This is a genomic window from Moraxella sp. 179-F 1C4 NHS, assembly GCF_045370505.1.
Classification (GTDB): domain Bacteria; phylum Pseudomonadota; class Gammaproteobacteria; order Pseudomonadales; family Moraxellaceae; genus Faucicola; species Faucicola tetraodonis.
In genome coordinates this window covers 22,965-36,243 of sequence record NZ_JBIQEC010000009.1, presented here as the reverse complement: position 1 = coordinate 36,243, position 13,279 = coordinate 22,965, and the positions used below count along the sequence as shown (strand labels likewise).

Genomic DNA, 13,279 nt, shown 5'->3' with positions numbered 1-13,279 from the left:
GAATTCTACAATTTCGCAACAGCTAGCAAGTTTAAACCCTTATAAAATTTAAAGTTACTTTGTTCCAACAATCCTATTACATTAAAAGACGAGTATACCCATGTCAAAACTGCATCTACATCACCTTGAAAAATCACGTTCGTTTCGAATTCTTTGGCTATTAGAGGAATTAGAACTGCCTTACCAGTTAACCAAGTACGAACGCCATCATGGTTTGGCGCCCAAATCTTTGCAAAAAATTCACCCGATGGGTAAGGCACCTATCCTGCAAGATAATGGAAAAACGCTGATTGAATCGGCCAATATCATTGAGTATTTGATTGATAACTATGACCAGTTAAGCGACGAGCAAGATGCACAGCCAATCTCACAACTGGTGCTAAATAAAAATTTTCGCCCAGATTATGGCAGTGAGGCGTATGAGCAGTATCGATATTGGCTGCATTTTACCGAAAGCTCGTTGATGCCATTGCTTATTATCCGACTAATATTTGCTACCATGATAAAAAAATCACCGATAGGTATCAAGCAAGTGGCAAAATTACTCAAATCGGGGATAGACAAATCTTACCTGAATCATTCATTAACCGAACAGCTCAAAATGCTAGATAAGCATTTGGGGAGTAATGAATGGCTTGCTGGCAACCAATTTAGCGGCGCTGATATACAGCTTGAATTTGGCATAAATGCCATGCTAGAAACCCATAGTTTAGAGGCAAAATACGCCAACATTCACAATTGGTTAAAAAAATGCCAAGCTCGCCCAGCTTATCAAAAAGCGGTTGATAAGTGTTGATGGTTGACTGTCAACACAGTTAACAGCTTTACTTTGTCGATAAATTTACTATACGGTCAGAAAAAACAGTTGTTTTTTTACCTTTATTTCATAACTAAATACCTATCAAAAATTAGCGAAAATACTGAAACATTTTTTTTTATGTAAAATATTGCTATCGCTATTTATAACAATGTTTTGTGTCTAATAGTTGAATACTTTGAGTCGTTTACAACCTAGCTCCATTCTAGGTTATTTCCATGGATGGATGCCATTGCCAGAAGGAACGAAAAATGCAATATCAGTATTTTAAAGACCCTGATAGTCAAGAAACCCAAGAATGGCTTGATGCCTTTGATTCGGTGATCAAGTCAGTGGGAAAAAAACGTGCCACTTTTTTACTAAAGGCCATCTATGATAAGGCGGTACAAGAAGGATTACGCGTTAACCGTCTTGACACCGCTTACATCAACACTATTCCTGTAGAAGATCAGCCCTCGTATCCCGGTGATTTAACCCTAGAGCGTAAAATTCGCGCTATCATTCGTTACAATGCGGTGGCGATGGTGATGCGTGCCAACAAAAATGACGACGACTTGGGCGGTCACTTAGCGACGTTTGCCTCAAGCGCGACGTTATACGAAACAGGTTTTAACCATTTTTGGCGTGCAGCGAGTGAAAGCTTTGGCGGTGATATGATTTATTATCAAGGTCATGGTTCGCCAGGGATGTATGCTCGCTCATTTTTAGAAGGTCGATTGACTGAAGAGCAGCTGACGAATTTTCGCCGTGAAGTAGGCGGCAAAGGGCTATCTAGCTACCCACACCCTTATTTGATGCCTGACTATTGGCAGTTCCCAACCGTGTCGATGGGTTTAGGCCCCATTATGTCGATTTATCACGCGCATGTGCACCAATATCTTGAAAATCGCGGCTTGATTCCAAAAGAAGGTCGCAAGATTTGGGCATTCTTGGGTGATGGTGAAACCGATGAGCCAGAGAGCTTAGGTGCTATCTCACTAGCAGGTCGCGAGAATCTAGAAAATCTGATTTGGGTAATTAACTGTAACTTACAGCGCCTAGATGGTCCGGTGCGTGGTAACGGTAAAATCATCCAAGAACTTGAATCTGTGTTTCGTGGTGCAGGTTGGCGCGTGATTAAAGTTATTTGGGGCGGTAAATGGGATACGCTACTAGACAAAGACCATACGGGCGCGCTCAAACATCGTATGCTTGAGACCCTCGATGGTGAATATCAAGTCTATAAAGCGCGTGATGGTAAATTTGTCCGTGACTATTTCTTTGGTAAATACCCAGAACTTGCCGAGATGGTCAAAGATTGGACTGACGAAGAAATCCAAAATTTAGACCGTGGTGGTCACGACCCGATGAAGGTGTATGCCGCATTTAGTGAAGCCATGAAAGCCAAAGGTCAGCCGACAGTGATTTTGGTTAAAACCGTCAAAGGTTATGGCTTATCTAACCAAAGCCAAGCGGTCAACAAGACCCACCAAATCAAAAAACTCGAAATTGATTCATTAAAATACTTCCGTGATCGTTTTGATTTGCCATTTACCGATACGCAGCTTGAAGAATTGCCGTTTTATCGTCCTGATGAAAATTCTGCTGAAATCCAATATCTGAAAGGTCGCCGTCAAGCACTGGGCGGACATTTGCCCAATCGCCGTAGTGGTCATATTCCACTCGATGTCCCAGGGTTAGAGATTTTTGACAAATTACTACAAGGTAGTGCAGGCAAAGAACAATCTACCACTATGGTATTTGTACGCTTGCTAGCGGCACTGCTAAAAAATAAAGCGCTGCAAGAGCGTGTGGTGCCGATTGTGCCTGATGAAGCCCGTACTTTTGGTCTTGAAGGTATGTTCCGCCAATTGGGTATCTACTCGGCATCGGGTCAAAATTATACCCCTGAAGACCATGAAGCCTTGATGGGTTATAAAGAAGCCAAAGACGGTCACATGCTTGAAGAAGGCATTAATGAAGCGGGTGCGATGAGTGCTTGGATTGCGTTAGCAACCAGTTATTCAACCAATGCGTTACCGATGATTCCTTTCTATATCTATTATTCGATGTTTGGTTTCCAACGCGTCGGTGATTTAGTTTGGGCAGCAGGCGATATGCAGGCGCAAGGGTTCTTGCTTGGCGGTACCGCAGGTCGTACCACACTCAATGGCGAAGGCTTACAGCACCAAGATGGTCATCAGTTGATTTTATTTAACACGGTGCCAAACTGTGTCACTTATGACCCATGTTATGGTTATGAGCTAGCGGTGGTTGTACAAGATGGTCTGCGCCGTATGTATGGTGAAGGCGAACGGGTTTTCTATTATATCACCTTAATGAATGAAAACTACGAGCAACCAGCTATGCCAACAGGGGTCGAAGAAGGCATCAAAAAAGGCATGTACTTGCTTAAAGATAATGGTTCAAAACAAGTGCAATTGCTGGGTTCAGGCGTGATCTTACGTGAGGTTGAAAAAGCCGCACAAATTCTCGCTGAAGAATTTAACATCAACGCCAACGTGTGGAGTGTCACAAGCTTTAATGAACTCACTCGTGAGGGCATGGCATGTGATGAGTACAATCGTCTACACCCATTAGATGAACAGCGTACGCCTTGGGTTACTGAGCAACTTGCGCAGCATGAAGGTATTGTAGTCGCCGCCACCGACTATATGCGCATATTCTCTGAACAAATCCGCGCCTACCTACCAGACAGTCGCCCCTATGCCACCTTAGGTACCGATGGTTTTGGTCGTTCGGATAGCCGCCGCCAATTACGTAGTTTCTTTAAAGTGGATGCTGCCCACATTGTGGTGGCAACGCTTAAACTATTGGCAGATGAAGGTGAGGTTGATGCACGTTTGGTCAAAGATGCCATTAGTAGCCTAGGTATTGATGCTGATGCTTCACCTGCTTGGCATCCTCAAGTACAAATCGACCAATCCCCAGATGCCCCAGCGATTTTAGGCGCGCATCCAAAACCTGTACCAACCTTGGTTGAAGAGGATGATGAAGCGATTTCAGCAGACGGCAAAGCAGAAGATAAAGCCGATGCGCCAATTCTTAACGACAAACCTGAATAATAGAAATCAATAGTAGGTAATCAGCCACGTATTAGCGGCTGATTACCCACTTAGTAAAAATAAAAATTTAAGGATAAACCCATGGAAATCAAAGTTCCCGACTTAGGCGTTGATAGCGCTGAAGTCAGTGAAATTATGGTCAAAGTCGGCGATGTCATCAATGTGGACGATAACATTGTCTTATTAGAGTCTGACAAAGCCTCTGTGGAAGTACCTGCAACATCAGCAGGGACTATCACAGCGATTAGTCTTCAAATCGGCGATAAGGTCAAAGAAGGTGATGTGATTCTCACCATCGACAGTGCAGGCAATAGCCAATCCAACACTACACCCGTAGAGCAATCTGCGCAACAGACAGACCAACAAGCAGCCCAATCTAACGAAGCTGGAGAAATTAAAGAGACTAAAGAGGCTAAAGAGGCTAAAGAGGCTAATGCGACTTCATCGCAAGCGCCGTCTATGGCTGCGTCAAATCAATCACAGCCCACATCTACATCGGCTGAAGCAACCTATACATTGCCAGATTTGGGTGTCGATACCGCAGAAATTAGTGAGTGGTTGGTCAAAGAAGGTGATACTGTCACTGCTGAACAACCGCTGGTATTGGTCGAATCCGATAAAGCATCGGTCGAAGTACCAGCACCTGTCAGCGGAAAAATTGTCAAATTTTTAGTCAATGCAGGGGATACGGTCACCAATGGTCAGGACTTTATCGTGATGGCCTCCCAATCAGCTACGCAACAGCCATTAGCCAGTGACCCATCAGAACAAGCCGCTAGTCAAGCCAATTCAGCGACAAATCAAAATGAGCCACCCGCTCAAACGGTATCTGCCCCTCAATCATCCACCCCCGCTGGTAAACAAACCTTTGGTTTGCCTGATTTAGGGGTAGAGTCGGCACAGATTAGTGAATGGATGGTCAAAGTAGGCGATGAGGTCACAGCGGAACAACCCTTGTTGTTAGTAGAATCTGATAAAGCATCGGTGGAAGTTCCCTCGCCAGTCGCCGGTAAAGTGGCTGAATTACTGGTTAACCCTGGCGATACCGTCACCAATGGTCAAGACTTTGTTGTAATTGAAGCGGCGGGGTCAGTGCAATCCGCATCAAGCTTAGCATCACGGCCGCAAGCGACCACCCATACCGCTCAGCAAGCAGTCGCTAAAACGCAAAATACCGCGTCAACTTCAACTAATAGCGCCAGTACACCATCTAGCCAGTCAAGTTCAGAGTCAAAACTGTCTGAAGCGCAAATCAATGCCAAAAATGCCGCAGTTTATGCAGGTCCTGCGGTGCGCAAACTTACGCGCCAATTGGGTGTTGATGTCAGTGAGGTGACTGGCACGGGCGCTAATGGGCGTATTGTCAAAGAAGACGTGTTTGCTTATGTCAAGAATATGATAAAAGCAGTTAGCACGCCCGCAGCAGCAAATAATATCTCTGCGCCATCAGCGGCTCGCTCAGGATTACCTAATTTACCCGATATGAGTAAAACGGAAATTTGGGGAGAAATTGAGCGCCAAGATTTGACCCGTCTACAAAAAGTCTCAATTCCGCAGCTTAATTACAATACCTATTTGCCACAAGTGACCCAGTTTGATTTGGCAGATATTACCGATGTTGAAAAATTGCGTGGTGACCTAAAAGATGAGATGAAAAAAGAAGGGGTGAGTCTAACTATTCTGGCTTTCATCATGAAAGTAACTGCTTACGCGCTGATGCAACACCCAAAATTTAACAGCCATTTAAGCGATGACAATACCCAAATTATCATCCGTAAATCTGTGAATTTAGGCTTTGCTGTAGCAACTGAGGAGGGTTTGACAGTCCCAGTCATTCAACATGTAGAGCAAAAAGGCATCAAGCAACTAGCGATTGAAATCGGTGAGCTTGCCAAAAAAGCGCGTGATAAAAAATTATCTGCCAAAGAGTTAACAGGCGCGTCGTTTACGATTTCAAGTCAAGGCAATCTTGGCGGTACTTATTTTACGCCGCTGGTTAATTGGCCACAAGTTGCGATTTTAGGCATCAGTGAATCTAGTATTCAGCCACGTTGGAATGAGACCAAAGGCGAGTTTGAGCCACGTTTAATGCTACCGTTGTCATTATCGTATGACCACCGTGTGATCAATGGTGCGGACGCTGCGGTATTTACCCGATATATTGCAAAATTACTAGCAGATCCACGCCGCGTGTTGTTATAAATTGCAGCGCAAAAAAACCTAGCGGGTCATCTCCATGCTAGGTTTTTTTAATGCCCAAAAAAAGCCCTTAGTCAAAACTAAGGGCTTTATGAATACTAACAAGCTTATTTTTCGGTTTTTGCTAAGAAGAACCAAGTGTCTAACACCGAATCGGGATTCAATGAAACAGAAGTAATACCTTGTTCCATTAACCACATCGCTAGGTCTGGATGGTCAGAAGGGCCTTGTCCACAGATACCGATATACTTGCCTTGTGCGTTACAGGCATCGATAGCCATTTTGAGTAGTTTTTTAACTGCTGGGTCACGTTCATCAAATGATTGAGATACGATACCCGAATCACGGTCAAGACCAAGCGTTAACTGGGTTAAATCGTTTGAGCCGATTGAGAAACCATCAAAGTATTGTAAAAACTCTTCTGCCAACAAGGCATTGGTTGGCAACTCACACATCATGATGACGCGTAAACCGTTTTCACCACGTTTAAGACCATTTTTCTCAAGTAGCTCTAGTACTTTACGCGCTTCTTCTGTCGTACGTACGAATGGAATCATAATCTCAACGTTGGTTAAGCCCATTTCATCACGAACACGTTTTAATGCACGACATTCTAATTCAAAGCAGTCACGGAAGTTTTCTGATACGTAACGGCTTGCACCACGGAAACCGAGCATGGGGTTTTCTTCAGATGGCTCATATAGTTTACCGCCGATTAAGTTTGCATATTCATTCGATTTAAAGTCAGACATACGTACGATAACTTTCTTATCTTTGAATGCGACGGCTAGGGTTGAAATACCTTCAACCAATTTATCAACGTAGAAATCAATCGGTGAAGCATAACCTGCCATGCGCTCTTGAATCGCTTGTACGATTTCGCGTGGTAGGGTGTTCATGTTAAGCAGTGCCTTTGGATGCACACCAATCATACGGTTGATGATGAATTCTAATCGCGCCAGACCCACCCCTTCATTAGGGATTTGGGCAAATCCAAAGGCGCGGTCAGGGTTGCCGACGTTCATCATAATTTTAAATGCCAAGTCTGGCATTGACTCAATTGAGTTGTTTTGGATTTCAAAGTCCAATTGACCTTCGTAGATATAACCGGTATCACCTTCTGCACAAGATACAGTGACGGCTTGACCATCGGTCAATAGGTCAGTGGCGTTACCACAACCCACGATGGCAGGGACGCCCAATTCACGCGCGATAATTGCCGCATGGCATGTACGACCACCACGGTTAGTGATGATAGCAGCGGCACGTTTCATGACGGGTTCCCAGTCTGGATCAGTCATATCAGACACAAGGACGTCACCTTCTTGTACTTTATCCATTTCATGGATTGAGTTGACCACGCGTACAGTACCTGCGCCGATACGTTGACCAATTGAACGACCTTCACAGATGACATCGCCTTTTTCTTTAAGGATGTAACGCTCCATGACATTTTGACTTTCACGGCTTTTTACTGTCTCTGGACGCGCTTGCACAATAAATAATTTGTTGCTATCACCATCTTTTGCCCATTCGATATCCATCGCATGGCCATAATGTTTTTCGATGATTAAGGCTTGTTTGGCAAGTTCAACCAACTCTTCATTGCTCAGTGAAAATTGGTTGCGTTCAGCTTTGTCTACTGGGACTATTTTGACTGATTTGCCGGCTGAGTGCTCGTCTGCATAAACCATTTTTTGTTGTTTGCTGCCGAGGTTGCGACGGATTACGGCGGGTTTGCCGGCATTTAATAGGGCTTTTGAAATGTAGAATTCGTCAGGGTTCACCGCACCTTGCACCACCATTTCACCCAAGCCATAGCTTGCAGTGATAAATACCACGTCATTAAAACCACTTTCGGTATCAATGGTGAACATCACACCTGAGGTGCCTGTCTCTGAACGTACCATGCGTTGTACCCCAGCTGATAAGGCAACACCTGCGTGCTCAAAACCTTTGTGAACGCGGTAAGCGATGGCGCGGTCATTGTATAAAGAAGCAAAGACTTCTTTAATAGCAATCAAGATATTGTCGATACCACGGATATTGAGGAAAGTTTCTTGTTGACCAGCAAATGAGGCGTCTGGTAAATCCTCGGCAGTCGCTGAGGAACGAACTGCAACAGCGATATCCTCGCCTTCGCTCATCTCGGCAAAGGCATCACGGATTTCTTGTTCAAGATCTTTAGGCAACTCTTGCTCAATAATCATGTCACGTATTTTCTTGCCCGTGGCAGTTAAAGCGGCCACATCATCCACATCCAGACCTTGAAGCGCGTCTTTAATTTTGTTTTGAAGACCGGTACCGATTAAGAATTTGTTAAAAGCTTCAGACGTTGTTGCAAAACCACCTGGTACGCTTACCCCTAAATCCGTTAGGTGACTAATCATTTCACCTAATGAAGCGTTTTTACCGCCTACTTTGTCAATGTCGTTTTTGCCTAACTTGTCGAGTGAGATAACTTGTGCGTTCAAGGTGATAACTCCGTGAAATAAAGATTATTTTGAAAAGATTATAACGGTATTTCGTAGAAAATTCATCTTAAAAAATCATTTTCTAGCAAAAAATTTATAATTTTAAAAAAACTGTCAGCCATCAACAATTCAACTAAAATTTTGCTTGGATATCTTTGAGTTTAACGGGAAAAAACGTAGATTAGCCTTCAATGACAATAACTGACGGCTACTTAAGGCAAATTAAGCATCGATTTGTTAGATTAAAGCCTACAAGTCACGTATAATAACAAACTCTCGACCTGTAAGACAAACGCCTGTAAGACAAATGCCCGTGAGACAAACGATAGTGTCTGCACTGATAACGATATTACTAGATGACATTCACTGCCAAAAACGCGGTGAATGAGTGAGGTTAACCCCCAATGTCAGTAGTGTCAGTTCAAACCAGTGTTAATTTAAATTAGTATGGACGCTTCTTGTCATTTTTTTGGATAATTTTTCATGACCATTGAGCAAATCAAAGCCACGATTCAAAATAAAGACGCCTTAAATTTTGCAAATTCGCAATCGTTGCGAAGTGTGTTTTTTATCTCTGATGGTACCGCGATTACGTCTGAAACCCTAGGTCGCTCTATTTTAAGCCAATTTCCCACGGTACCATTTGAGACCCGGGTTATTCCTTATGTTGATACCCTTGATCGCGCCGATGAAGCGGTCAATCAAATCAATCTTGCTCACCAACGTGATGGGGTAAAGCCGCTAGTCTTTGATACCATCGTTGACCCTGTGATTCGTGAGCGAATCAACGGTGCAGATGCCTTTAACTTGGATATTTATGAAGGCTTAATCAGTAAAATTGCCGATGAAATCAAAGTACAACCTGCACCGCATACCGGTCATGCCCATGGGGATGTCGATTCTGAGAACTATAAATCGCGTATCGATGCGGTACATTTTGCTTTAGACAATGATGATGGGGCGCGTACCACCCATTATGATGCGGCAGATATTATTTTGATCGGGGTGTCACGTTCGGGGAAAACGCCCACCTGTTTATACCTAGCGTTGCAATTTGGTATTCGTGCGGCGAATTATCCGTTGACTGAAGATGATTTATATGAAAATTCGTTGCCCAAAGCGTTAAAGCCCTACCGTGACAAACTGTTTGGTTTGGTGATTGACACCGATCGACTGGTAAAAATTCGTAACGAGCGCCGTGCAGGTAGCCGCTATGCAAGTTATCAGCAATGTCAGCAGGAATTGCGCGCCATTCAAGGTATTTATATTTCTCAAGGGATTCCAAATATTGATGTATCAACGATGTCGATTGAAGAAATCGCAACGCGTATTTTACAGATGACGGGGTTAAAACGCCGAATTGGTTAATGTAATCTCTTAACGAACGGTTAATTTATCGTATTTTATATTTAATTTAAAAATTTTTTATTCATTATCTTTTTTATTCATTATCAAGGCTTAAAATATGGGAGCTAATATGCCAAAAAAACGGATTAATGACAAAGTCACTCAAATTCCCCCTACAAACAATGACAACGAAAACATCTGTGATTCCAATACGCAGTCAATTATTGAGCCCCAAGAAAATATTACCGAAATTTTGGCAAAACCAACCAAAACTGAAATTTCGGATTCTGATAAAAAAGCCAATACCGTCAGTATCAGTGAAGACGATGATAAGGTCAAACATTTTGATGATGCATCGGTGCATTTTGATTTAATTAGTCCGCTGGATAACACCCGTATCAATTTAAAGCGTTATAAGCGTCAAGATGCCGTTAGCCATGCCTATGATTATGATGCGATTGTGATTGGTGCAGGACCGGCGGGTGAAGCGGCAGCGATGAAAATCGCCAAATCTGGGCAAAAAGTTGCCGTGATTGATCCACGCAAACAAGTGGGCGGTAACTGTACGCACGTAGGCACGATTCCAAGTAAAGCATTGCGTCAGTCGGTGTTTAATATTATTGGTAATCGCCGCGATCCTATCTTAAACCAAGGCATCGACTATCACCAGATTCCACTTAATAAAGTATTAACCAAAGCGCGCGAAGTGGTGCGTAATCAGGTAGAAACCCATACCCGTTTTTACGAGCGCAATCAAATTGACTTAATCAATGGTTGGGCAAGTTTTAAAGATACCCATACCATTCATGTTGATATGAGTGATGGTACTGAGCAAGACATTACCTTTGAACAAGCCATTATTACCGTGGGTAGCCGTCCTTATCGCCCTGATTTGTTAGATTTTAGCCATCCTCGCGTGTTTGATTCCGATAAAATCCTACAAATGGATTATGTGGTACAGCGCATTATTATTTATGGTGCAGGCGTGATTGGCTGTGAGTATGCGTCTATTTTTACTGGTCTTGGCTATAAAGTAGATTTGATTAATACCCAAGAGCAGTTACTTAGCTATCTAGATGATGAGATTTCTGACGCGTTGTCGCATGACTTTAGACAATTTGGCGTGTTGATTCGCAACAAAGAAGAAATCGAACGGCTAGAAACTTATGATGACTGCGTGATTTTATACCTAAAAAGTGGTAAACGCATCAAATCTGACGCTATTTTATGGTCAAACGGTCGCTCAGGTAATACCGACAGTCTCAACCTTGCCGCCATCGGACTCAGCGCAAACAGCCGGGGTCAACTCAAAGTCAATGAGCATTACCAAACCGATATCCCAAATATTTATGCAGCAGGGGATGTGATTGGCTGGCCATCGCTTGCATCGGCAGCTTATGACCAAGGGCGCTGCGCCGCTGCTTATATGGTGGGCGATGAAAATGCACAACCTGTTCGCAGTGTACCAACGGGTATTTATACCATTCCTGAAATTTCAAGCATTGGTAAAAACGAACAAGAATTAACGGCCGAAAAAGTGCCGTATGAAGTGGGTCAAGCCTTCTTCAAACACCTTGCTCGCGCACAAATCATCGGTGAGCGTAGCGGGGTGTTAAAAATACTTTTCCACCGTGAAACCTTAGAGATTTTAGGCATCCATTGTTATGGCAATCACGCCTCTGAGATTATTCATATCGGACAAGCAGTGATGGAAAGTAAAGGCGGCAATACATTAGAATACTTTGTCAATACCACCTTTAACTACCCAACGATGGCAGAAGCCTATCGCGTTGCTGCGCTCAATGGTCTTAATCGGGTGTTTTAATGGCGCAAATTAATGTAAAGCTACAACCCCAGTACGTAAAATTACAACCGCAGTTGCAACAAGCACTCTCTGAGTTAAGGTTGAAGCTATCGGATGAGCAGCAATTACAGCTACTGTACTATCTACAGCAGCTGTTATTTTGGAATAAAGCGTATAATTTGACCGCTATCAAAGATGACCAACAAGCGTTAATCAAACATATCTTTGATAGTTTATCGATTGTGCCATTTTTGCCAGCCGGTGATTTGCTAGATATTGGGACGGGTGCGGGTTTGCCAGCGGTGATAGTTGCCATTTGTCAGCCACAACGTGCGGTGACAGCGCTTGATAGTAACCAAAAGAAAATTCGCTTTATCAAACAAGTCGCCAGTGAATTGGGGTTAAAAAATCTAACACCGGTTGCCAGTCGTATCGAAGCGCACGCAGGCACTTATCAAGTCATTACCTCAAGGGCGTTTGCATCGCTGGTGGATTTTGTCACCCATAGTCAAAGCAAATTGGCAGACAATGGTATCATTTGTGCCATGAAGGGTGTTGAACCTATTGACGAGATTCAAGCCCTTCAAAATGAATGGCAAATTAACACCCAAGTGTTAACCGTGCCAGAGCTCTATGAATCACGTCATTTGATTTATTTGCAAAGATAAACATCCTATTTCAGCCAGTTTTACCGGTATTATTAGGGTTTGAAAAACTGGCTGTTTTTGACTACAATTTTCAACCTTTTTATCAACACATTGCGAGACAGTTCATGGATATTTTAGCCATTGCTAATCAAAAAGGTGGGGTGGGCAAAACCACCACCGCGGTTAATTTGGCAAGTGCACTGGCACATCGCCGCAAAAAAGTTTTACTGATTGATTTGGATGCCCAAGGCAATGCGACCACGGCATCAGGGCTGGATAAACGCGAGTTAGAGTACAGTATTGCTGATGTGCTATTAGATGACTTACCAATCCATGAGGCGATTGTCAAAACCCCGAATGGGTTTGATATTGTCGGTGCCAACAATGAATTGTCAGGCAGTGATTTGCATTTAAGTCAAAAGCCTGAGAATCATGCAATTTTGTCAAAAGCCATGCACCAGCTCGCTGATATGCCTGCCAAAAACGGCCGCGCGACTAAGCCGTATGATTTTATCGTGATTGACTGCGCGCCGAGTTTAAGTTTACTTACCATCAATGCAATGTGTGCCACATCAGGGGTGATTATTCCGATGCAATGTGAATATTTTGCATTGGAAGGATTGGCGGATTTGTCGCAAACCATTGAGCGTTTGAAGTCGCTAAACCCAAAACTGCATATCCGCGGTGTGTTAAGAACCATGTTTGACCCGCGCAATACTTTGGCAAATGATGTCTCTATGGAATTGATTGAGCATTTTGGTCCGATTTTATTTAATACCATCATTCCCCGTAATATTCGTCTAGCAGAAGCGCCGGCACACGGCATTCCTGCGCTTGATTATGAGATGAATTCAAAAGGCTCACAAGCGTATATTCGCCTTGCCAATGAAATTATCAAGCAAAGTCGCCAATTCCAACTTGCCTAA

8 protein-coding genes are annotated in these 13,279 nt (G+C 43.4%); 7 read left to right on the top strand and 1 reads right to left on the bottom strand.

Going from position 1 to position 13,279, the window contains the following annotated elements; genetic code table 11:
* Positions 1–100 precede the first annotated feature (100 nt).
* The 3 genes from ACH0AB_RS05920 to ACH0AB_RS05910 all read left to right on the top strand — a co-directional run bounded on the left by ACH0AB_RS05920 (position 101) and on the right by ACH0AB_RS05910 (position 6,084).
* Positions 101–796, top strand: a complete 696-nt coding sequence (locus ACH0AB_RS05920) for a glutathione S-transferase (protein ID WP_406877559.1) — start codon at positions 101–103, stop codon at positions 794–796.
* 272 nt (positions 797–1,068) lie between these two features.
* The gene (gene aceE / locus ACH0AB_RS05915) at positions 1,069–3,882 is read left to right on the top strand and encodes a pyruvate dehydrogenase (acetyl-transferring), homodimeric type (RefSeq protein ID WP_406877557.1); all 2,814 of its coding nucleotides are present in this window, start codon (positions 1,069–1,071) and stop codon (positions 3,880–3,882) included.
* Between the two features lie 81 nt (positions 3,883–3,963).
* Positions 3,964–6,084 carry a 2-oxo acid dehydrogenase subunit E2 gene (locus ACH0AB_RS05910; RefSeq protein WP_406877555.1) on the top strand — a complete coding sequence of 707 codons (2,121 nt, stop codon included), beginning with the start codon at positions 3,964–3,966 and terminating at the stop codon, positions 6,082–6,084.
* Between the two features lie 104 nt (positions 6,085–6,188).
* On the opposite strand, the gene ppsA is transcribed toward ACH0AB_RS05910, so the two are convergent.
* On the bottom strand, positions 6,189–8,555 hold the full coding sequence (gene ppsA / locus ACH0AB_RS05905; RefSeq protein WP_406877553.1) for a phosphoenolpyruvate synthase: 2,367 nt from the start codon (positions 8,553–8,555) through the stop codon (positions 6,189–6,191).
* A 483-nt stretch (positions 8,556–9,038) separates the two neighbouring features.
* On the opposite strand from ppsA, the gene ppsR reads away from it, so the two are divergent.
* The 4 genes from ppsR (at position 9,039) to ACH0AB_RS05885 (ending at position 13,279) form a co-directional block, all read left to right on the top strand.
* Entirely contained in the window at positions 9,039–9,923 is an 885-nt protein-coding gene (gene ppsR / locus ACH0AB_RS05900; protein WP_406877552.1) for a posphoenolpyruvate synthetase regulatory kinase/phosphorylase PpsR, read from the top strand.
* Positions 9,924–10,032: 109 nt separating this feature from the next.
* On the top strand, positions 10,033–11,727 hold the full coding sequence (sthA, locus tag ACH0AB_RS05895; RefSeq protein WP_315263612.1) for a Si-specific NAD(P)(+) transhydrogenase: 1,695 nt from the start codon (positions 10,033–10,035) through the stop codon (positions 11,725–11,727).
* Positions 11,727–12,374 carry a 16S rRNA (guanine(527)-N(7))-methyltransferase RsmG gene (gene rsmG, locus ACH0AB_RS05890; RefSeq protein WP_406877551.1) on the top strand — a complete coding sequence of 216 codons (648 nt, stop codon included), beginning with the start codon at positions 11,727–11,729 and terminating at the stop codon, positions 12,372–12,374. Before sthA ends, rsmG begins: the two co-directional genes overlap by 1 nt.
* A 104-nt stretch (positions 12,375–12,478) precedes the next feature.
* Positions 12,479–13,279 carry a ParA family protein gene (locus tag ACH0AB_RS05885; RefSeq protein WP_406877550.1) on the top strand — a complete coding sequence of 267 codons (801 nt, stop codon included), beginning with the start codon at positions 12,479–12,481 and terminating at the stop codon, positions 13,277–13,279.

Excerpts from the sequence above, each read along its gene's own strand:
- sthA (WP_315263612.1), top strand. The coding sequence starts at position 10,033 with ATGCCAAAAAAACGGATTAATGACAAAGTCACTCAAATTCCCCCTACA.
- aceE (WP_406877557.1), top strand. The coding sequence starts at position 1,069 with ATGCAATATCAGTATTTTAAAGACCCTGATAGTCAAGAAACCCAAGAA.
- rsmG (WP_406877551.1), top strand. The coding sequence starts at position 11,727 with ATGGCGCAAATTAATGTAAAGCTACAACCCCAGTACGTAAAATTACAA.
- ppsR (WP_406877552.1), top strand. The coding sequence starts at position 9,039 with ATGACCATTGAGCAAATCAAAGCCACGATTCAAAATAAAGACGCCTTA.
- ACH0AB_RS05910 (WP_406877555.1), top strand. The coding sequence starts at position 3,964 with ATGGAAATCAAAGTTCCCGACTTAGGCGTTGATAGCGCTGAAGTCAGT.
- ACH0AB_RS05885 (WP_406877550.1), top strand. The coding sequence starts at position 12,479 with ATGGATATTTTAGCCATTGCTAATCAAAAAGGTGGGGTGGGCAAAACC.
- ACH0AB_RS05920 (WP_406877559.1), top strand. The coding sequence starts at position 101 with ATGTCAAAACTGCATCTACATCACCTTGAAAAATCACGTTCGTTTCGA.